We start from the raw sequence: 21,516 nt of genomic DNA on the forward strand, positions 1-21,516 counted from the left end.
GCGCGCATACGGAAAACCGGGCGCGCCGCGAGGGCACGCCCGGTCTGGCCGGAGGCGGCGTGCCCCTAGCCGGATACTCGCTTGGCGATCGCGTCGCCGATCTGGGACGTCGACCGGGCGCCCAGCGCGGCGCGCTCGGCCAGGTCGTCCGAGACGGCCTGCTCGACGCGGCGGGCGGCGGCGCCCTCGCCGACGTGGTCGAGCAGCATCGCGACCGACAGGATCGTGGCGGTCGGGTCGGCCTTGCCCTGCCCGGCGATGTCGGGGGCGCTGCCGTGGACCGGCTCGAACATCGACGGCGCGGTGCGGTCGGGGTTGACGTTCCCGGACGCGGCGAGCCCGATGCCTCCGGCGATCGCGGCGCCGATGTCGGTGATGATGTCGCCGAACAGGTTGTCGGTGACGATGACGTCGTACCGCCGCGGCTGGCTCACGAAGAACATCGTGGCCGCGTCGACATGGCAGTAGTCGGTCGTGACCTGCGGGTACTCCCCGGCGACCCGCTTCAGGGTCCGCTGGTAGAGGTCACCGGCGAAGGTGAGCACGTTGTCCTTGTGGACGAGCGTCAGCTTCTTGCGCGGCCGGGACGCCGCGACCTCGAACGCGTACCGGATGACGCGCTCGACGCCGAAGGCGGTGTTGACGCTCTCCTGCGTCGCGACCTCGTGGGGGGTGCCCTTGCGAAGGACGCCGCCGACGCCGGTGTAGGGGCCCTCGGTGCCCTCGCGGACCACGACCATGTCGATGTCGTCGGGGGTCACACCGGCCAGCGGGGTGCTGACGCCCGGGAACAGCTTCACCGGGCGCAGGTTGACGTAGTGGTCCAGCTCGAACCGGGTCCGCAGCAGCAGCCCGCGCTCCAGCGTGCCGCTCGGCACGCTCGGGTCGCCGACGGCGCCGAGCAGGATGACCTCCTGCTCGCGCAGCTCGCCCAGGACCGAGTCGGGCAGCGTCTCCCCCGTCCGGTGCCACCGGGCGGCGCCCAGGTCGTAGGAGGTCTGCTCGAACGTGAGGTCGCCGGACACGGCGTCGAGGACCTTCAGTCCCTCGGCGACCACCTCGGGGCCGATCCCGTCACCCGGGATCACGGCCAGACGAATGCTGCGCGAAGCCATGGGCGCACTCTACTGCAAACGTCTCAGTGCTTGGGCTTCCGTCTCACATCACGGACAATCAGCGCGCGAGCCCGCAATCGCCGCACATGCCGCCACCAGGAACGCGGTAGTACAGGCAGCAGTTGTTCCGTACGTACCCGCGCGGCCCGAAGGACCCGGCCTCGGCGAGCGGCTCGCGCGCGAGCAGTTCCCGCACGATCGCGACCCGCCCCGGGTCGGCCGCCCCCACGTTCAGGCTCCCGGCGAGCGCCGAGGCCGCGTTGCCCCAGACCAGCCCGTCCGCGAGCTTGACGAAGCCCAGCATCGCCTCCCGCAGCGGGCGCAGCAGCCCGTCCACGACCATGGGATGGACGATCTCGACGGCCTCGCCCGCGTTCTCGACCCGCCACCCGCGGACCTCGGCGAGCCCCAGCATGATCGCCTCACCCGGCGCCCACCGCCACCGCACTTCCGAAAGATCGGGAACGACCCCGAGCGCCGCCGCGGCGACGACCGGCGACCAGATCCGCGCCGCGAGCCCCTGAAAGAGCAACGAGGCCGCCACGCGGACCTCATCGGTCCCGAGCCGCCCGGCATAGTCGCCGACGACTTCCCGAAGCCGGCCGGGACTCCCCGGAAACGCCCCCCAGGCAGAGTCTTCCGAGACCCCCTCGGCGGCGAGCTCGAAATAGGGCCCGAGCTCAGCGACGCGCCCCATCACACCAAGGACTTCGGTGCCGCTCACATCGCCCGTCACTCCCCCAGTCTCGCATCACCGCCCCACCCGCCCGCCGGCGAGCGCGCGTCGGCGCCTCCGGACGAGCGGGGCCGCGCCGACCAGCGGTTCAGCCGTCGCCGGCGGCTCGGCGGCCCGCATGCACCAGGACACCGATGTCGCCGACCCGGTCGAAGTGCTGAAGTTTGTCGGGGTTGACGATGGAGTGGATCGTCTGCACCCTGCCGTCGGCGATCTCCAGCCCTATCACCCCGACCAGCAGGTCCCGGACGTCGAACACCAGGGCGCCCGGCTGACCGTTGACCTCGGTGACGTGGAAGCGCACGCCGCCGGCACGGGCCAGCACGGGCACCACCGCCGCCAGGACGTGGGCCACGCGCCGCCGTCCGCCGACCGGCCGGCCCAGTGCCGGCACCTTGCCGCCACCGTCACCGTGCAGGGCCACATCCTGCGCCAGCAGCTCTTCGAACGCCCGCAGGTCACCCTGCTCGACGGCGGCGAAGAAGCGCTTGGCCAGCTGCCGCCGCTGCCGCCGAGTGGCGTGGTAGCGCGGCCGGTGCTCCTGGACGCGGAGGCGAGCCCGTGCCACCAGGTGCCGCGTGCCGTCCACGTCGGTGCCGATGATCTCGGCGACCTCGCCGTAGGGGTACTGGAACACCTCCCGCAGCAGGAACGCGGCCCGCTGCCGCGGCGACAGGCTCTCCAGCAGCACCAGGAAGGCCAGGGACAGCGAGTCGGCGGTCTCCGCCTGCTCGTCCGGGGACGGATCGGCGGCCAGCGGTTCCGGCAGCCATTCGCCGACGTACTGCTCCCGCCGTGCCCGCGCGGAGCGCAACTGGTCGATGGCGAGCCGGGTGACCAGCGTGGCGATGTACGCCCGCGGCGACTCGATCCGCTCGTCGCGCCGCAACGTCTGGTGCAGCCGCAGGAGCGCTTCCTGCACCACGTCCTCGGCTTCACTGACGCTGCCGAGCATCCGGTATGCGATGGCGAACGCCCGCGGTCGCAGCTCGTCATAGAGCTCGGTGGTGGACACGCCGACCTACCTCAACCCGTCGGTGAAACCCGTTCGCCACGTGGGGTACCGCGGCGCCCAGTCCAGTTCGCGCTTGGTCTTCTCGCTGGAGATGCCGCGGGCCCGCGTCATCAGGTCCACCGGCCCCTTGCCCGCCAGCAGGCGCACGAGCCAGGCGGGAACCCGGCGCGGCGGTTCGGCCCCGAGCGCGCGGGCCAGCTCCGGCAACCAGACGCGCACCGGCGCAGGCTCGTCATCGGCGACGTGGTAGATCCCGGGCCTGCCGCGTTCGATGGCGGCGACCGTGGCGGACGCGGCATCGGTGATGTGCACCAGCGACCACACCCCGCCACCGCCGCCGACGATCGGGAACTTCCGCCTGCCGATCTGCTCGGTCATCACGGCGTCCCGCGCGGCGCTGATGCCGGTCCCCGGCCCATAGAAGCCACCGTAGCGAAGCGCGATCCCGTCGGCCCAGGTGATACCGGTCACCGCCTCCTCCAGGTGGCGCAGCGCGGCAACCGACCTCTCGACGTCCGCGGGCGGGCTGGGCTCGATCCGGCCGTTCTCGTCGGCGACCGGCCCGCCGGTCCGCTCCATCCACATGGCGTTGCTCTGTGCCACGAACCTGCCGACGCCGGCGGCGCGCCCGGCGGCCAGCAGGTGGTCGGTGCCCTCGGTGCGCAGCCGGTCGGTGGCCGCCGCCATCCGCTTCACGTGCCGGAAGTCGGCCGGTCCCCCCAGCGCGGTGAGCTGATGGACGATCACCTCGGGCTCCGCCCTGGCCACCGCGTCGGCCACCGAGTCGGGGTCGAGCGCGTCGACGATCACCGGTTCGGCGCCCAGCGCCCGGAGCGCGGCGGTCTTGGCGGCCGAGCGGGTGGTGCCGACCACCTCGTGTCCGCGCGCCACCAGTTGGGGAACGAGATGGCCGCCGATCGCCCCCGACGCTCCGGCGATGAAGATCTTCATGACGTCTCCGTTCGTAGTACTCACGAACAGAAGACGAAACGGCCCCGCACCCCATGAACAGCAGTAACGCAGATCACACGTCCATGGCACCTCGGGCGCTGGCAGCACTCCGTCCGGCGGCCCCCACGGAGAGCCTGCTCCGCACCCACGCAAGGGCCTCAACGGCCGCGACTACGTCAGAACCAAGTCTGCGAAGCAGAGCCGAGCGAGACAGCACTACTCACCGACCCCGAGCCTTAGGACCGACAGGCCCAAAGGGCGACCCGAAGCCCAACGGACGCGCCCGCCTCAGCCGACGAAGCAACCGCCGACAACCTGAGAAGTGGCGATCGCGTCCGAAGGCAGGTTCGAGCGAAGCGAGAACCTGATCGCGCAGCGAGCCGCCAGGCGAGCCGGAGCGATGCCAGCGATCGCCCCAATTTTTCGACGATGGAGGGCCTTCAAGGCCCGAAGGAGGAGAAAAATTTAGTCAGCACGCCTATCCAGGGCCGTCTGCAGGGCGCGGGCGGCTTCTTCCTGGGCGTCTTCGGCGGGGGCGTTGTTCTGGGTGTCGTTCATGATGGGTTGCTCCGATCGCTGGGCTGGTGGCCAGAGGGGCCGCCGGTGGGCCGTGGTTCGCACGGTCCGGCGCGGCATCGGACTCACGGCCAGGCAGAGCCTCCGCAGCGGGAGCCGGCCTGCCGATGATCAGGCCCCGCTGCGGCAGCGAAGGATTACCACGAAGCGCCGCATGACTACTGCGAGGCTACCCCCGGTTCGGCGGGCTGTCCCGACCCGTGTCTCAAAATCTCGGCATATGAGATGGGCGGGCGTCCGGCACATGGCCGGACGCCCGCCCGAGGCTCAGCCGTCACGACGGCTGACCTGCACATTATTCTGAGGGGCAACCCCCAGACCCCCGACTACCCCGCGCATCATTCTGAGGGGCAACCCCCAGACCCGCGACTACCCCTCCAGGTCGACGCGGCGGCCCATGTCGGCGCCGACCTCGCGGGTGATGGCGTCGACGAGCTGGGGCGCGACGGCCGAGTCGACGGTGAGCGCGATGAGCGCCTTGCCGCCCTTGGCGTCGCGGCCGACCTGCATGCCGGCGATGTTGACCTGCTCGTCGCCGAGCAGCTTGCCGACCGCGCCGACGATGCCGGGGCGGTCGACGTAGGAGAAGAAGGCCATGTGCTCGGTCGGGACGAGCTCCATGTTGTAGCCGTTGATCTCGATGATCCGCTCAGCGTGCTTGGGGCCGGTGAGGGTGCCCGACACCGACACGACGGAGCCGTCGGCCATGGTGCCGCGCACCTGCACGACGTTGCGCCAGTCGGGGCTGTCCTCGCTGGTGGTGAGGGTGACCTCGACGCCGCGGTCGCGGGCGAGCAGCGGCGCGTTGACGAAGGTCACGGCCTCCTCGATGACGTCCACGAAGACGCCCTTGAGGGCGGCCAGCTCCAGCACCTTGACGTCGTGCTCGGCGATCTCGCCGCGGACCACCACGTCCAGCCGGACGGGGACGCCGCCGGCGAGGGCGGTGAAGATGCGGCCGAGCTTCTCGGCGAGCGGCAGGCCGGGCTTGACGTCCTCGGCGACGGCGCCGCCCTGCACGTTCACCGCGTCCGGGACGAACTCGCCGGACAGCGCGAGCTTCACGGAGCGGGCGACCTGGGTGCCCGCCTTCTCCTGCGCCTCGTGGGTGCTGGCGCCGAGGTGCGGGGTGACGACGACGCTGTCGTGGTGGAACAGCGGGCTCTCGGTGCACGGCTCGGTGCTGAACACGTCGATGCCGGCGCCGGCGACGCGGCCGTCCTTGAGCGCGAGGTCGAGGGCCGCCTCGTCGACGATGCCGCCGCGGGCGGCGTTGACGATGCGGACGGACGGCTTGACCTGCTGGAGCTCGCGGTCGCCGATGAGGCCGAGGGTCTCGGGCGTCTTCGGCAGGTGGACGGTGATGAAGTCGCTCTCGCGGAGCAGCTCGTCGATGGTGACGAGCTTCACACCGAGCTGCGCGGCGCGGGCGGCCTGCACGTAGGGGTCGAACGCGATCACGTTCATGTCGAAGGCGGCGAGGCGCTGGGCGACGAGGACGCCGATGCGGCCGAGGCCGAGGACGCCGACGGTCTTGCCCTGGAGCTCCACGCCGGTGTACTTGGAGCGCTTCCACTCGCCCTGCTTGAGCGCGGAGTGGCCCTGCGGCACGTTCCGGGCGACGGCCAGGAGCAGCGCGATCGCGTGCTCGGCGGCGGTGACGATGTTGGACGTGGGCGCGTTGACGACCATGACGCCGGCCTTGGTGGCGGCCTCCACGTCGACGTTGTCGAGGCCGACGCCGGCGCGGGCGACGACCCGGAGCCTCCTGGCGTGCTGGAACACCTCGGCGGTGACCTTGGTGGCGCTGCGGACGATCAGGGCGTCCACGTCGGCGACGGCGGGCAGCAGCTGGTCTTTGTCGCTGCCGTCGACGTGGCGGACGTCGTAGTCGGCCTCCAGGACGGCGATGCCGGCCGGGGAGAGTTCTTCAGCGACGAGGACGACGGGCTTGCTCAAGTGGAAACAGTCCTTCGAGAAAAGTAGGTGTTCGTGTGCCGTGCAGGTGAAGTCGCGAGTCACCTCGTCGTGCCCTCGCCCCCTCCGGTGAGTCTATAACCCGGGGGCGGCGGCGGTTCGCGGCGGGGAAAGACCCGCCAGTAACTCCGGTTCGTCCCGCGGCGCCGGTTTCCGTCAGGCGGCGTTCGGCTCCGGCACCGAGGCGAGCACCGACGCGACCCGCTCGGCGTCGCCGACGTGCACGTGCGGGACGTCAACGAACACCCGCAGCGGCCCCGGCGGCAGCCCGAGCTCGTCGGCGACCCGGACCTGCACCTCGCGGAGCGGGATGTAGGCCAGGTAGGCGCGGTGGACGTTCTGCGACCGGAACATCGCCGTCATGATCAGCCGGTAGCCGCGGATGCGGAACGACAGCGCGGTCAGCGCCGGCAGCCCGTCGGCCGGTTCGCCCGGGATCGTCAGCGAGATCCACGCGCTGGTGGTCCACGGTCTCGCGCGCAGCAGGTCCACCACCCACCGGATCTGGTCGTGGCCCTGCAGGTCGTGCAGCCGCGGCCAGAACCGCCCGCGGACGACCCGGCGGGTGCGCTCCTGCGCCCTGCGGACGAGCCGGGGCCCGGTCGCCGTACTCGTGCAGGATCGGGTCCTCCCAGCTCAGCGAGCAGATCTCGAACAGCAGCGGCGGCCCCTCGATGATGGGCCCGCCGTCCTCCAGCCCCGCCTCCCCGGCCGCCCATACGTGCCGCAGGACGCCGATCCACGCCCGCCCGCACGTCTCGAAGCGCCGGACGTCCCTGTCCTCCGGCCCCGGCATGTCACGGCTCCTCGCCGTGTTCGGTCCCCGGGTCCGCCGCACGGATCACCGGGGATTCGCCCGCCCGCCGCATTGTCCGCCGGGCGGGGAATTCCGGGCCGCCGTCCTTCGGGGCCCTCGCCTCGCCGCCGTTCCGCCTCACACCGCTCATGCACACGCCCCAAGCCCGCTCCGGCCTAGGTCACGGGGTGTTCGCGCAGGTTCTCCCGCGCCGGCCGCGGCCGTAACGGCTTTCTTCAAGTATCTGGCAAAGTACCCAGAAAGGATAGGGATGATTGGCCGATCGGCGCCTTCACTGGAATTCTTACCCGTGCGACGATGATCGGTCATCGGACAATCTGTCCAAAAGCCGCGTTTCGCCTTATCAGGGGTTCGCCTTACCGGCGCCCGCCTCCCCCGGGTCTCGCCTCACCAGGGGTCGGCGACGTCCCGGTGCAGCACGATGTAGCCGCCCCTCCGGAAGACCTCCCGGTACCCCTCCGCCTTCAGCTCCCCGACGCGCCGCCGCTGCTCGGCTGGCGAATCGAACGGGAACTCCAGCCGCTCCACCTGGGCGATCACCCAGGGCGCGCCGTGCGAGCGGTCGTCCCACAGCAGCACGCGGGCGCGGGACGTCAGCGCCGGGCCGAGGCCGTTGGCGGCCTCGACGAGCGCTCCGTCCGGGATGCGCGCGACGGCCGCGGACGCCGCCAGGGCCCGCTCGTTCGGCCGCCACAGCGCGGGATCGGTCAGATGGCGGTAGGCGAAGAACGGCACGCACGCGACCGTGACCGCGAGGAGCCCCGCCATCGGCGCGGTGGACGGCAGCCGTCCCAGCCGGCTGCCCGCGATCCGTTCCCGCCCGCGCAGCCGCGCCGCGCCGTCCGCCGCCGCCAGCACGAGCACGGCGACGATGAACGCGTTGTAGTGGTAGTGCGGCTCCCACCAGTTGCCGAATCGGCTGGCGAGCATGCGCTCGGCGAGTAGAGGGAGGGCCGTAAGGGTCAGCGGGGACGCCAAGGGCAGAAGGAGCAGCGGGAGCAGCAGCAGCGCCATCGTGAGGAGCTTCTGCGGTGGGTCTCCTAGGACGCGCAGGACGTCCCACGGGTGGGTGACGGCGTGGACCGCCGCGTGGGGAAGGTCAGGGCCGAGCGCCCCGTACGCCCAGTAGTAGTCGTTGTCCCCGCCGAACGCCGCGATCGCCACGCGGGAGCAGGCCCAGGTCGCGGCCAGCCCCACCGCGACGTAGGCCAGGCCCGCCCGCCGGTCGCCGGGGGGCAGGAGTCCGCGCAGGCCCCGCCGCCCGCGGCCGGTGGGACGGGTGAGCAGGTAGAGGCCGAAGCCGGCGAGCAGCAGCCCCATGTCCTCCTTCACCAGCAGCAGGGCGAACGCGGCGGCGGCCGCCTGGAGCCGCCGTCCCGCGTCGTGCCGCTCGACCATCAGCGCCGACAGCAGCGGCACGAAGGCGACCTCGTGGAAGTCGAAGGCGAGCGCCTCGGCGATCGGCCAGGACAGCGCGTAGGCGCCCGCGGCGCAGTAGGCGGCGCGGGCGCCGAGCCTGCGCTCGGTGTACCGCCAGATCGGCGGGATCGCGAGCGCGAGCAGGACGGCCTGCGCGACCAGCAGCGTCCCCGGGCCGTCGTGGATCCAGTAGAGCGGCGCGAGCAGCGCGAGGATCGGTGAGAAGTGGTCGCCGAGGATCGAGAAGTCCGGGCCGAAGTCGTTGTGGACGCCCTTGACGATGGCGACCGGCATGCCGAACCGGCTGTAGGAGCGGATCGCCTGGTCGAAGATCACCAGGTCGTAGCTGCCCGTCCGGAAGGCGCGCAGCCGCATCAGCGAGTACGCCCCGTACAGCAGCGCGCTCGCCGCGATCATCGCGGCCAGGGCGGCGCGCCGGCGCCGGGCGGCGCCCCCGCGGCCTGCGGCGGGTTCACCGGCCGGTCCCTGCACCGCAACCGCCTCGACCACGCGCCGGACGCTATCACCAGCGCCGGCGCGCGGCTGAGGGGCACCGGCGGGCGCTTCTACCCCGGGGTGCGCCCGGCCTTCGGGAGGCGGCCGCCGGTCACCGCGCCGGCGACGCACGCCGCGACGAGCGGGACGCCGACCGCGATCGCGAGCAGGAGCAGCCACGGGATGTCGGTGATCGTGCCGTGCGGGGCGGCGCCGGTCTCCTCCACGCCGTCGGTGAGCGGGCGCGTCACCGCGAGGCCGGGGACGAACCCGCCGGCGATGCCGAGCCAGCAGCCGAGCCCGGCGATGTAGGCGCCCCGGCCCGTGGTCAGCAGCCGGCGGGTGCGGGGCCGGGCGCCGACGGCGCGCAGGGTCGCCAGGTCGGGACGGGCGTCGGCGCCGGCGAGCCCGGTGGCGATCAGGGTGGCGCCGAGCGCCAGGACCGCCGCGACCGCGCCGAGCATCAGCGTGATCTTCCCGTACGACTCGGTGAAGCCCCGCTCGACGCGGACGGCACTGGAGTCGTCGCTGAAGGTCTTCATCGTCCCGGTCAGCCGTGCCTGCTCGGCCTTGGTGACCCGGTGGTCGGCGCGGTCGACCCCGTACGCCTCCGTCCGGACGGGCACGCCCGCCGTCGCGGCGAGCCGATCCGCGATCTTCGGCGGGACGATGGCCGGCACGTGCGGGTCGCCCTGGGCGGCGACGGCCGGCAGGTCCTCGACCCGCGCGATCGTGTGCTCCCTGTCGTCGTCCCAGTAGGTCGCGACGGCGGTGACCGTCCCGTGGTCGAGCGGCCGCACCCGGAACAGGACGATCTTGCCCGCGTCCAGCGCCGAGGTCACCGCGGGATCGTCGCGGCCGAGCAGCATCCGGGCCTCGCGGGAGCCGCCGACCACGATCGGCAGGATCTCGTTGACGCCCGCCCCGTCGCGCTCGGCCGAGAAGGACAGCGCGGGGCACTTCGAGCTGTCCTGCGCCAGGCATTCCCCCCAGGGCCCGGGAAGGGTGCGGATCGGGACGACGGGCACGCCCGGCAGGTCGCGCCGGATGGCGGCCTCGCCGGCGCCCTGCTTCTCGCCCTGCGGCAGCCGGATCAGCGCCGAGCCGTGGGGCAGCTGCGCCTGGTACTCCACCCGCCGCTGCTCGAAGTCGCTGGCGCCCCCGATGGCCAGCGCGGTGACGCCCGCCACGGCCGCCATGATCGCGGCGACCGCGGGCGCGGTGCGGGCCCGGTTGCGGGCGCCGTCCCGGACGGCCAGGCGCAGCGGCAGGGGGAGCCGGGGCGCGAGCCGCCCGGTCGCCCCGACGATCCACGGAGCGGCGAGCACCAGGCCGATGATGATCGCCGCGGCGCCGAGCGCGGCGCCGAACTCGCGCAGCACCCGGACGCCCTCCAGGGAGGCCGCCAGGCCCGCGACGACGAGGACGCCGCCGGCGATCGGCAGGCCGCGGCGCGCCCGGCCCGGCGGTTCGCGGCGTCCGGCGAGGGCGGCGACGACGTCCATCCGCCCGGCCTGGCGCGCGGGCACCAGGGCGGCGAGCAGCCCGCTGCCCGCGCCGAGCAGCATCGTCACGGCGATCGTGCCCCACGGCACGGTGAGCGGGCCGAAGCCGTCCGGTCCGGACGCGACCCGCGCGACCACGGCCGCGGCGGCGATGCCGAGTCCGGCGCCGGCCACCGCGGCGATCCCGCCGAGGAGCAGGCCGCTCGCCAGCACGACGGCGCGCAGGTGCCGGCCCGCACCGCCCGAGGCCGCGACGAGCGCGAGGTCGCGGCGCCGCCGCCGGGCGTCCACCATGAACGCCGGCCCGGCGAGCAGGACGACCTCCAGCACGACCATCGAGACGATCATCGCGAGCACGGCCGACTCGGCGGCGCTCGGCGCGCCCGCCCCGCCACCGGCTCCCGCCTCGGCGCTCGAGCGGAGCACGGCCAGGGCGACGACGGCGCCGATCGGCAGGCCGATCATGGACAGCACCAGCGCGGTGCGGCCCTTGGCGCGCAGCGCGTCCTGGCGGGCCATGCGCAGCGCGAAGACGTAGCGGTTCACGGGGTCTCCTGGAGGAGGCTCTCGGGGCCGGTCGAGCGGGGCGTGGCGTCGACGATCCGGCCGTCGCGCAGGAACACGATCCGGTCGGCCCAGGCGGCGTGCCGGGACTCGTGCGTGACCATCAGGCAGGACGCGCCCGCGTCGCAGCGGGCCCGCAGGACGCGCAGGACGTCCTCGCCGGTGTGGCTGTCGAGCGCCCCGGTCGGCTCGTCGGCGAGGACGAGCCGCCGTTCGCCGACCAGCGCGCGGGCGATCGCGACGCGCTGCTGCTGGCCGCCGGACATCTCGTCGGGGAACCGGTCGGCCAGCTCGGCGACGCCGACCTCCCCGAGCGCCTCCCGCGCCTCGCGGCGGGCCGTGCGGGCGCGGACGCCGTCCAGCTCGCGCGGCAGCATGACGTTCTCGCCCGCGGTGAGGCTCGGGATGAGGTTGAGGTCCTGGAAGACGTAGCCGACACCGCGGCGGCGCAGCGCGGCGCGCCCGGCCCTGCCGAGCGCGCCGAGGTCGGCGCCGTCCACCAGGACCTGTCCCGCGGTGGGATGGTCGAGCCCGCCGGCGAGCGCCAGCAGGGTCGACTTGCCGGAGCCGGACGGGCCCATCACGGCGACGAACTCGCCCGCCGCGACGTCCAGCGTCACCTCGCGCAGCGCGTGGACGAGGGACGGGCCGGCGCCGTGGTCGCGGGACACCTCCCGCATCGCCAGCAGGCTCATCGCCGCGCCTCCTCGTCGGCCGGAGCGGGCGCCACGACGGGGGCCGAGGGGGCGGCGGGCTCGGCGCGGGCGACGTAGGCCTCGCAGTGGTCCAGCCAGCGGACCTCGGCCTCCGCCTGGAAGATCATGGATTCCAGGACCAGCCGCCAGGCGCGGTCGCCCTGGCCGGCGGGGACGGCGGGCGCGTCGGCCTTGAGGCGGGTGAGGTCCTGCAGGGTGCGCAGCGTGGCGGTGCGCTGGGTCTGGACGACGTGCGCGGCGTCGACGCCGGGCGTGGTGACGGCCATCGCCAGCTTGATCGTCAGCTCGTCGCGGGGCCGGTCGGAGCGGGCGATGGGGGTGGCGAACCACCGCCGCACGTCCTCCTCCCCCGCCGGGGTGATCCGGTAGACGAACCGGCCCTCGTCGTCGGCGCCGACGCGCGTGACGAGCTCGTCGCGTTCGAGGCGGGACAGGGTGGAGTAGACCTGGCCGATGTTGAGCGGCCAGGTGGCGCCGGTGGACGACTCGAACTCGGCGCGCAGCTGGTAGCCGTAGCGGGGCCCCTGGGACAGCAGGGCCAGCAGACCGTGTCGGATGGACATGCCTACCAAGTATGCATACCGAGTATGGGTTGGGCAATACCGAGTATGCATCCGGGGCGACACACCGGCCGGAATTCACTGTGCGCGACGGGCCGGGGCCTTACCGTGACCGATGTCCCCGGCCGATCAGGAGATGCCCGTGACCTCGGACAGCACCATCAGCGTTCTCCGCGACGTCCTGCGCGTGTACGACCACCGGTTCCTGGCCCTCGACGGCCCGCAGCGGGAGCGGCTCGTGGAGGGCACGCGCCGCGTCCTCGGCGAGGACGGGCTGAGCGAGGCCGCCCGCGCCGCGATGCCCGCGTCCGCGCGGCTCAGGGCGTTCTGCATCCAGCACGGCCTGCGCGAGGAGCTGGAGCGGCTCATCCGGGACGAGGTCGAAGGGACCCCGGCGGGCGCGGTCGTGGTCGGCGGCCGGATCTACGCGATGTACCCCTACCTGCGCGGCGTCTCCCGGCAGGACGCCGACATCACCACCGAGGTCGGCGTCGAGCACCGCCTGGAGGCCGTCTGCTGGCAGGGCAAGAAGGTGCGCATCCGCGGCCTCGCCGCCCTCCAGCGCGTCGAGACCGGGCGGACGTCCGTCGACGTCGTCCTGCGCGAGCGCGCGTCCGGCAAGGAGCACGGCTTCGTCGCCGACCCCCGCGCGGGCCGCACCGGCGGGTTCGAGGTCGTCGCCGACCCGGCCGCCGTGGAACCCGGGCGCTGGGACGTGCACGTCACCGCGACCGCCCTCGGCGTCACCCGCGAGGCCCGCTTCGGCTCGGTGCGCGCCGAGGGCGTCAAGACGGCGGCCCAGCGGCGGGCAGTCGGCACGAAGGACGTCACCGTCTACTTCACCAAGGGCGGCCACCTGGCCCTGCTCGTGGCCGAGGCCCACGAGCCCGCCTCCCTGCGCGGCAGGATCCGCCGCCGCCTCCGGCGCTGAGCCCGCGCGCTGACCGCGGGCATGCGAAGGCGCGGGAACCGGGCACCGGTCCCCGCGCTCTCACCGAACGGCTCAGTCGTTGAGCCAGCTCATCATCGGGCGCAGCTCGGCGCCCGTCTTCTCGATCGGGTGCTGGGCCAGCTCCTCGCGGTACTGCGTGAACTTCTTCTGGCCGCCCTCGAACTCGTCCACCAGCTCCTTGGCGTACTCGCCGGACTGGATCTCGCCGAGGATCTTCTTCATCGCGGCCTTGGTCTCCGGCGTGATCACACGCGGGCCGCGGCTGTAGCCGCCGTACTCGGCGTTGTCGGAAACCGACCAGTACATCTTGGAGACGCCGCCCTCGTACATCAGGTCGACGATCAGCTTCATCTCGTGCAGGACCTCGAAGTAGGCGACCTCCGGCTGGTAGCCGGCCTCGGTCAGCACCTCGAACCCGGTCTTGATCAGCTCCGAGACGCCGCCGCACAGCACCGACTGCTCGCCGAACAGGTCGGTCTCGGTCTCCTCGGTGAAGGTCGTCTTGATGCCGCCCGCGCGCAGGCCGCCGATGGCCTTGGCGTAGGACAGCGCCAGCGGCCAGGCGTTGCCGGACGCGTCCTTCTCCACCGCCACGATCACCGGCACGCCGCGCCCGGCGACGAACTGGCGGCGCACGAGGTGGCCCGGGCCCTTGGGCGCGACCATGGCCACGTCCACGCCCTCCGGCGGCTGGACGAGGTCGTAGCGGATGCTGAAGCCGTGGCCGAAGAACAGCGCGTCGCCCTCGACGAGGGCGGGCCTGATGTCCTTCTCGAAGATCTCCCGGTGGTGGTGGTCGGGGGCCAGCAGCATGATCAGGTCGGCCTCCTCGGCGGCCTCCGCCGGGGTGACCACGCGCAGGCCCTCGGCCTCCGCCTTCTCCCGGCTGGCCGACCCCTCGCGGAGCCCGACCCGCACGTCGACGCCGGAGTCGCGCAGCGAGAGCGCGTGCGCGTGCCCCTGGCTGCCGTAGCCGATGATCGCCACGTGCCGGCCCTGGATCACGCTCAGGTCGGCGGCGTCGTCGTAGAACATCTCAGCCACAGTGCTGTTGCCTTTCGTTGGTGTGGTTGGTGCCGCCCAGCGGGGCGGCGTCGGGTCGCGGGTCAGGCGCTGCGCTCGATGGCCCGCAGCGAGCGGTCGGTGATGGACCGGGCGCCGCGGCCGACGGCCACCATGCCCGACTGCACCAGTTCCTTGATGCCGAACGGCTCCAGGATCCTGATGAACGCGTCCAGCTTGTCGCGGTTGCCGGTCGCCTCGATCGTGACGGCGTCGGGCGCGACGTCCACCACCTTGGCGCGGAACAGCGTCACGGTCTCCAGGACCTGCGAGCGGGTCTCGGCGTCGGCGCGCACCTTGACCAGCACGAGCTCGCGCTGGACGGACGCCGAGGGATCCAGCTCGACGATCTTCAGCACATTGATCAGCTTGTTGAGCTGCTTGGTGACCTGCTCCAGCGGCAGGTCGGCGACGTTCACCACGATCGTCATCCGGGAGATCTCCGGATGCTCGGTGGTGCCGACCGCGAGGGACTCGATGTTGAAGCCGCGCCGGGAGAACAGCGCCGCGACCCGAGCCAGGATGCCGGGCTTGTTCTCCACCAGCACCGAGAGGGTGTGCAGGCTCATCGGGGTCAGTCTCCGTTCTCCCAGTCGGGCGCCATGTCCCGGGCGATCTTGATGTCGTCGTTGCCGGTGCCGGCCGCGACCATCGGCCACACCATGGCGTCCTGGTGGACGACGAAGTCGATCACGACGGGGGCGTCGTTGATCTCCATGGCCTTGCCGATGACCTCGTCGACGTCCTCGGCCTTCTCGCAGCGCAGCCCGACGCAGCCGTACGCCTCGGCGAGCTTGACGAAGTCGGGGATCCGCTTCGCCGAGTGCAGATTGGTGTTGGAGTAGCGCTCGTTGTAGAAGAGCGTCTGCCACTGCCGGACCATCCCGAGGTTACCGTTGTTGATCACGGCGACCTTGACCGGGATGCCCTCGATCGCGCAGGTCGCGAGCTCCTGGTTGGTCATCTGGAAGCAGCCGTCGCCGTCGATCGCCCAGACCGTGGAGTCCGGCGCGCCGACCTTGGCGCCCATCGCCGCCGGGACGGAGTACCCCATCGTCCCGGCGCCCCCCGAGTTCAGGAACGCGCCTGGCCGCTCGTACTTGATGAACTGCGCGGCCCACATCTGGTGCTGGCCGACGCCCGCGACGTAGTACGCCTCCGGCCCCGCGATCTCGCCGATCCGCTCGATGACGTACTGCGGCGACAGCGAGCCGTCGGCGGGGGTGTCGTAGCCCAGCGGGTACGTCTCGCGCCAGGCGCCGAGCTGGCGCCACCAGTCGGAGTAGTCGCCCTTTCGGCCCGCCTCGTGCTCGTTCTGCAGGGCGACGACCAGGTCGGCGATCACCTCGCGGGCGTCCCCGACGATCGGGACGTCGGCGTGCCGGTTCTTGGAGATCTCCGCCGGGTCGATGTCGGCGTGCACGACCTTGGCGTGCGGCGCGAACCCGTCCAGCTTCCCGGTGACGCGGTCGTCGAACCGGGCGCCGAGCGCGACCAGCAGGTCGGCGCGCTGCAGCGCGCCGACCGCGCCGACCGCGCCGTGCATGCCCGGCATGCCCATGTTCAGCGGGTGGCTGTCGGGCAGCGCGCCCTTGGCCATCAGCGTCGTGACGACCGGCGCGCCGGTCAGCTCGGCGAGCACCTTCAGCTCGGCGGCCGCGCCCGCCTTCAGCACCCCGCCGCCGACGTACAGCACCGGCCGCCGCGCCTGGACGATCAGCCGTGCCGCCTCGCGGACCTGCTTGGAGTGCGGCCGGGTGACGGGCCGGTACCCGGGCAGCTGCAGCGCGACCGGCCACTCGAACGCGACCGTCGCCTGGAGGGCGTCCTTGGCGATGTCGACCAGGACGGGGCCCGGCCGCCCGGTGCCCGCGACGTGGAACGCCTCGGCGATGGTGCGCCCGATGTCCTCGGCCCGGGTGACCAGGAAGTTGTGCTTGGTGATCGGCATCGTGATGCCGACGATGTCGGCCTCCTGGAAGCCGTCGGTGCCGATCAGGGAGGACGCGACCTGCCCCGTGATCGCCACGATCGGCACCGAGTCCATGTAGGCGTCGGAGATCGCCGTGACGAGGTTGGTCGCGCCCGGCCCGCTGGTGGCCATGCAGACGCCCACCTTGCCGGTCACCATCGCGTAGCCCTGGGCGGCGTGGCCGGCGCCCTGCTCGTGCCGGACGAGGATGTGGCGCAGCTTCCTGGAGTCGAACAGCGGGTCGTACGCCGGGAGGATCGCGCCACCCGGGATCCCGAACACCGTGTCGACGCCGACGTTCTCCAGGGCGCGGACCAGCGCCTGAGCTCCCGTCATCTGTTCGGTCGTCATGATTCTGCGGTTCCTTGGGGAGTGAGTGTTGGCTCGCCGGGCAACAAAAAACCCCCGCCGCCGTGGGGCGGTCGAGGGGAGGCGCGCAGGACGGAAAGCTTGGTCAGCCTGCGCGCCGACCAAGTACTACGAGGATGGTGGAGGTGCTCTGCACGTGCCCACTTTCGCCGATGTCCGGCCACCGGTCAAATCCGTGGACGCTTTGTCTCATATGTCGAGACGGCAATGTCGCCCCGGAACGGCCGCGCCGGCATGACCGCGCACGCCGTCATCCGGGCAGCGGGAGCGGGACGTCGCCCGGGCGGGCCTTCCCGGCGAGGTTCGTCCGCACCAGCGACTCGACCCGCTGCGCCGCCATCGGCCGCGCCACGAGGAACCCCTGGCCGCGCGGGCAGCCCATCTCCCGCAGCAGCTCCAGCTGCTCGGGCCGCTCGATGCCCTCCGCCACCACGGTCAGCCCGAGGTCGCTGCCGAGCCGCACGATCGTCCGGGTGAGCAGCGTCAGCGTCTCGTCCGAGCCGAGCCCCGCCACGAACGACGGGTCGATCTTGATGATGTCGACCGGGAGCTGCCCGAGGTAGGCCAGCGAGGCGTACCCGGTGCCGAAGTCGTCGATCGCGAGCCGGACGCCGAGGTCGCGCAGCTGGGACAGGCGCTCGACGTTCTGGTCGGCGTCCTCGACGAGGACCTCCTCGCGCACCTCCAGCGTGAGCGCCTGCGGCGGCAGCCCGGTCTCCGCCAGCGCCGCCGCGACCGACTCCACGAACCGCGGCGCGGCGATCTGCCGGGCGGTGAAGTTCACCGACAGGCCCACGTCCCACGAGTCGCCGCGCCAGCGGGCCACCTCCCGGCACGCCTCCCGCAGCATCCAGTCGCCGAGCGGGATCATCAGGCCGGACTCCTCGGCCAGGCCGATGAACTCCTCCGGCGGTACCGCCTCGCTCCCCCGGCGCCAGCGCAGCAGCGCCTCCACGCCCGTCACCCGGGAGGTGGCCAGGTCGACGACCGGCTGGAACTCCACGGAGAACTGCTCCTCGGCGAGCGCCGCCTGCAGGTCGCTGCCGAGCTCCAGACGCCGGACGACGTCGGCGTGCATGTGCGGCGCGTACACCTCGACGCGCCCGCCGCCGAGCTCCTTCGCGCGGGCCATCGCGAGGTCGCCGTTGCGGATCAGTTCGGCGGCGCCGCGGCGGAGCCGGCGCCCCGCGTCCGATCCGCCGCCGTTCGGCTGCTCCGCGTCGGCGGCGAACGCGATGCCGACACTCGCCGTCAGCACGATGTGCTTGTTACCGACCTGGTATGGGTCGACCGAAAGCACGCGAAGGAGCCGACCGGCGAGTTCCACTGTGGCGCGCGTCTCACGGTCGTCCGGCGGCAGCTGCACCAGGACGGCGAACTCGTCGCCGCCCCACCGCGCCACCGTGTCGTCGGCCTGGACGTTCGCGCGCAGCCGCCGGGCCGCCTGCGCGAGCACCTGGTCACCGGCCGCGTGCCCGTCGGAGTCGTTCACGGCGGTGAACCCGTCCAGGTCGACGAACACGACCGCGGCCTTGCCGCCGGACGCCTGCCGCGACAGCACCTCCCGCGTGCGCTCCTCGAAGTAGGACCGGTTCGGAAGGCCCGTCAGGCCGTCGTGGAAGGTCAGATGGGCGACCTGCCGTTGTAGCGCCGCCCGCTCGCTCAGGTCGCGGGTGGTGACCAGCAGCCGCGACGGCGCCCCGTCCGAGCCCTTGTAGCGGGAGATCGTGGACTCCGTCGGCAGCCACGTCCCGTCCGCCGCGCGCAGCCGGCACGACACCCGCAGCGCGTCCTGCGGCCCGACGTCGCCGGACGGCTCGTCCAGGAACTCGGTGAACACCTGCTGGACGCGCGGCAGGTCCTCCGGGTGGATGATCTCGTTCAGCGGCCGGCCGAGCAGCTCGTCCTGGGTGTAGCGGTAGGTCCGCAGGGCGCCCGCGCTGGCGTGCCGGACGGTGGCGTCCAGGTCGCAGATCAGCACCGCGTCGTTGATGCTCTCCGACAGCGCCCGGAAGTGCTCCTCGCCGGTGTCCACGGCCCGGCGCAGCGCCTCGTTCTCCCGCAGCAGCGCGGCCAGCCGCGCGATCAGCACCAGCGCGGCCGAGCCCGCGGCGATCGAGATCGCCGGCTCCAGGCCGTCGTTGCCGGCGATCGAGTGGCCCGCGATGAACAGCGCGGCCGCGGCGGCCACCGCGGCGGGCGCGAGACCGGGGCCGAGCATGCGGCCGCACTCCTCGGCGGGCGCCGCGACGTCCTCGGGGATGTCGTCGACCGGCAGCTCCGGCTCGGCCGCCGGGCCCGTCCACGGCACCAGCAGCAGGAGCAGCAGCCCCGCCAGGCGCAGGATGTCGGAGGGGTCCTCGGCGGACCCGCCCCCGTCCAGCCGGACGAAGGTGGTCACGATGTCGGCCGCCGCGATGGCGGCCAGCGCGCCGTACCCCATCCAGGCGAGGCGGCGGTGCCCGCGCGCGGCGCCGAGGACGAACGGCAGCGCCCCGCAGACGAACACGATGTCGATCAGCGGGTACAGCAGCTCCAGCAGGAACTCCGGCGGCGACTCCCCCGACCGGTGGTACAGGTTCCCGAACAGGGCCACCCAGCCGAGGACGAACAGCGCGCAGGCGCAGACATAGGTGTCGGCGGCGTAGCGCAGCCAGGTCCCCGTGTCGCGGGGCAGCCGGATCGGCGCGACCAGGCCCGTGACGAGCGCGACCAGCGCGAGCAGGTAGAACAGGTCGGGCACCGACAGCGACAGCGCGCTGCGGCCCGAGCCGTACGCCAGCGCGCCGCCGACCGCACCCACGAACCAGGAGGCGGCGGCGATGCCGTACCACCGCCAGGACGCGCGCCAGATGCCGGCGGGAGCGCCGGCCGGGTCGGCGGACGGGCCGTCGGGACGCCGGGACGACAGCAGCAGGGAGATCGCCGCGGCGCCCGCGGCGCCCGCCTCGGTCCAGGCGATGAAGGCGCGGCCGCCCCAGCCGAGCAGCGAGCCGGTGGCGTACAGCACACCGACGATCGCCGCCAAGGCGACCGGCAGCGCACGCGGCGGAACCCGCCTGGCGTAGTCGCCGCTCATCGCGCCGTGTCCCTTCCTGCCCGATGGGCTGGTCGGCCCTGGCGGAGGCCGCGCCGTGCCAGGGGAGTTCGGGGTCCACGACCCCCGCCGCCTGGATAACGGCCCGAAGGTCACGGATCGTGCCCCGCGCCGGATCGGCGCGGACCGGTGGCGAGCGCACCGGCCTCGCCTGCCGGCAATCAGCGACGTTGCTGCACTACGGGATCACCGTGTCGCTCACTGTACGTTCGGTAGGTCACGGAGCGATTGAGGCTGGGCGACCTTCCCGCGACGAACGGCCTCGTCTCGGATCCGTTTGGGACGTCCGAAAGCCGAACGTCACCGGATCGCCGCCTTGCCCGGGATTACCCTGCGTCACAGGGAACGGTGAGCAACGGGGGATCCGTACCACCTGCGGGAGGCGCTCATGCGACAGCACACGACCATCCTCGTCCCGGCCGTCCTGGCCTCGGTGGCCGCGCTCCTCGCGGCCTGCTCGTCCTCGCCGTCCGGGGGCGGGCAGGGACGGACCCCGCCGCCGGCGTCCGCTTCCCCGTCCGGGACCGCGAGCGGCACGCCGGGCATGCCCCGCACCGTCACCGACGGCCTCAAGGTGCCGTGGGCCGTGGCGTTCCTGCCCGGAGGCGACGCGCTGGTCACCGAACGCGACACCGCCCGGCTCCTGCGCGTCGCGCCGTCCGGCCGCAAGACGACGGTCGGCACGGTGCCCGGCGTGGACGCGCAAGGTGAGGGCGGCCTCCTCGGCGTCGCCGTGTCCCCGTCTTACGGAACCGACCATTTCGTCTACCTGTACTACACGGCCGCGTCCGACAACCGTGTCGTGCGCGCCACCTATGACGGCCGTCTCGGCGACCTGAAACCGATCGTCACCGGCATCCCCAAGGGCGCCATCCACAACGGCGGGCGCCTGGCTTTCGGTCCGGACAAGATGCTCTACGTCACCACCGGCGAGACCGGCGAGGGCGGCAAGGCCCAGGACAGGAACTCCCTCGGCGGCAAGATCCTCCGCGTCACCCCCGACGGCGCGCCCGCGCCCGGCAACCCGTTCGGCACCCGCGTCTGGACGTACGGGCACCGCAACGTCCAGGGCCTCGCCTGGGACGGTGCGGGCCGCATGTACGCCACCGAGTTCGGCCAGGACCGCTTCGACGAGATCAACCTGATCGTCAAGGGCCGCAACTACGGCTGGCCGGTGGTCGAAGGGGTCGGCCACCGCAAGGGCTTCACCGACCCGCTCCTGACCTGGACGACCGACCAGGCGTCGCCGTCCGGCCTCGCCTACGCGGACGGTTCCCTGTGGGCCGCCGCGCTGCGCGGCGAGCGCCTCTGGCAGATCCCCCTCGACAACGGCGAGGCGGGACGCCCCATCGCCCGCTTCCAGGGCCGCTACGGACGGCTGCGTGCGGTCGCCCGCACGCCCACCGGCTCGCTGTGGGTGACGACCAGCAACCAGGACGGCCGAGGCACCCCCCGGCCAGGCGACGACCGCATCCTCGACATCCCCCTCCACTGACCCACCCGACACGCCCCAAACCACCGGAGCAGGCGCATCCGCGTGGGAAATGCTCGGTAGCCCGGAACGGCCTGGTCGTGCCGGGCCGTTCCGGGATGCGGAGACGGCCCGGCTTCGCATATC

At 72.9% G+C, this 21,516-nt stretch carries 16 protein-coding genes; 2 read left to right on the top strand and 14 right to left on the bottom strand.

Features of this window, described 5'->3' with window-relative positions; translation table 11 throughout:
- Positions 1–65: 65 nt before the first annotated feature.
- From BJY14_RS10365 to BJY14_RS10410, 10 genes are all read right to left on the bottom strand, one after another.
- A complete protein-coding gene (locus BJY14_RS10365; RefSeq protein WP_179843407.1) occupies positions 66–1,115 on the bottom strand; it encodes a 3-isopropylmalate dehydrogenase in 1,050 nt (349 codons plus the stop codon).
- Positions 1,116–1,173: 58 nt separating this feature from the next.
- Entirely contained in the window at positions 1,174–1,851 is a 678-nt protein-coding gene (locus BJY14_RS10370) for a (2Fe-2S)-binding protein (protein WP_179843408.1), read from the bottom strand.
- 88 nt (positions 1,852–1,939) lie between these two features.
- Positions 1,940–2,866, bottom strand: a complete 927-nt coding sequence (locus BJY14_RS10375; RefSeq protein ID WP_179843409.1) for an RNA polymerase sigma-70 factor — start codon at positions 2,864–2,866, stop codon at positions 1,940–1,942.
- Between the two features lie 6 nt (positions 2,867–2,872).
- On the bottom strand, positions 2,873–3,817 hold the full coding sequence (locus tag BJY14_RS10380) for an NAD-dependent epimerase/dehydratase family protein (protein ID WP_179843410.1): 945 nt from the start codon (positions 3,815–3,817) through the stop codon (positions 2,873–2,875).
- 945 nt (positions 3,818–4,762) lie between these two features.
- Positions 4,763–6,352: a phosphoglycerate dehydrogenase gene (serA, locus tag BJY14_RS10385; RefSeq protein ID WP_179843411.1), complete on the bottom strand. Its 1,590-nt coding sequence runs from the start codon at positions 6,350–6,352 to the stop codon at positions 4,763–4,765.
- Between the two features lie 174 nt (positions 6,353–6,526).
- Positions 6,527–6,865: a thymidylate synthase family protein gene (locus tag BJY14_RS10390; protein WP_179843412.1), complete on the bottom strand. Its 339-nt coding sequence runs from the start codon at positions 6,863–6,865 to the stop codon at positions 6,527–6,529.
- Positions 6,866–7,574: 709 nt separating this feature from the next.
- The gene (locus tag BJY14_RS10395) at positions 7,575–9,116 is read right to left on the bottom strand and encodes a DUF2079 domain-containing protein (protein WP_312879121.1); all 1,542 of its coding nucleotides are present in this window, start codon (positions 9,114–9,116) and stop codon (positions 7,575–7,577) included.
- Positions 9,117–9,172: 56 nt separating this feature from the next.
- Complete coding sequence (locus BJY14_RS10400) at positions 9,173–11,152, bottom strand: FtsX-like permease family protein (protein ID WP_179843413.1); 1,980 nt, start codon at positions 11,150–11,152, stop codon at positions 9,173–9,175.
- Complete coding sequence (locus BJY14_RS10405) at positions 11,149–11,865, bottom strand: ABC transporter ATP-binding protein (RefSeq protein WP_179843414.1); 717 nt, start codon at positions 11,863–11,865, stop codon at positions 11,149–11,151. Before BJY14_RS10405 ends, BJY14_RS10400 begins: the two co-directional genes overlap by 4 nt.
- Positions 11,862–12,449, bottom strand: a complete 588-nt coding sequence (locus BJY14_RS10410; protein WP_179843415.1) for a PadR family transcriptional regulator — start codon at positions 12,447–12,449, stop codon at positions 11,862–11,864. Before BJY14_RS10410 ends, BJY14_RS10405 begins: the two co-directional genes overlap by 4 nt.
- 133 nt (positions 12,450–12,582) lie before the next feature.
- Here BJY14_RS10410 and BJY14_RS10415 point away from each other — a divergent pair, with 133 nt between their 5' ends.
- Positions 12,583–13,377, top strand: coding sequence for a hypothetical protein (locus BJY14_RS10415; RefSeq protein ID WP_218905259.1), 795 nt, complete (start codon positions 12,583–12,585; stop codon positions 13,375–13,377).
- Between the two features lie 72 nt (positions 13,378–13,449).
- On the opposite strand, the gene ilvC is transcribed toward BJY14_RS10415, so the two are convergent.
- From ilvC to BJY14_RS10435, 4 genes are all read right to left on the bottom strand, one after another.
- Positions 13,450–14,433, bottom strand: a complete 984-nt coding sequence (gene ilvC, locus BJY14_RS10420) for a ketol-acid reductoisomerase (RefSeq protein ID WP_179843417.1) — start codon at positions 14,431–14,433, stop codon at positions 13,450–13,452.
- A gap of 71 nt (positions 14,434–14,504) precedes the next feature.
- On the bottom strand, positions 14,505–15,029 hold the full coding sequence (ilvN, locus tag BJY14_RS10425) for an acetolactate synthase small subunit (RefSeq protein ID WP_179833280.1): 525 nt from the start codon (positions 15,027–15,029) through the stop codon (positions 14,505–14,507).
- Between the two features lie 5 nt (positions 15,030–15,034).
- Positions 15,035–16,906: an acetolactate synthase large subunit gene (locus tag BJY14_RS10430; protein WP_281382075.1), complete on the bottom strand. Its 1,872-nt coding sequence runs from the start codon at positions 16,904–16,906 to the stop codon at positions 15,035–15,037.
- Between the two features lie 145 nt (positions 16,907–17,051).
- Entirely contained in the window at positions 17,052–19,880 is a 2,829-nt protein-coding gene (locus BJY14_RS10435; RefSeq protein ID WP_179843419.1) for a putative bifunctional diguanylate cyclase/phosphodiesterase, read from the bottom strand.
- 406 nt (positions 19,881–20,286) lie between these two features.
- Between BJY14_RS10435 and BJY14_RS10440 the strand changes: the two genes are divergently transcribed.
- The gene (locus tag BJY14_RS10440) at positions 20,287–21,393 is read left to right on the top strand and encodes a PQQ-dependent sugar dehydrogenase (RefSeq protein WP_179843420.1); all 1,107 of its coding nucleotides are present in this window, start codon (positions 20,287–20,289) and stop codon (positions 21,391–21,393) included.
- Positions 21,394–21,516 lie beyond the last annotated feature (123 nt).

Source organism: Actinomadura luteofluorescens (assembly GCF_013409365.1).
In the GTDB taxonomy this organism is placed as follows: domain Bacteria; phylum Actinomycetota; class Actinomycetes; order Streptosporangiales; family Streptosporangiaceae; genus Spirillospora; species Spirillospora luteofluorescens.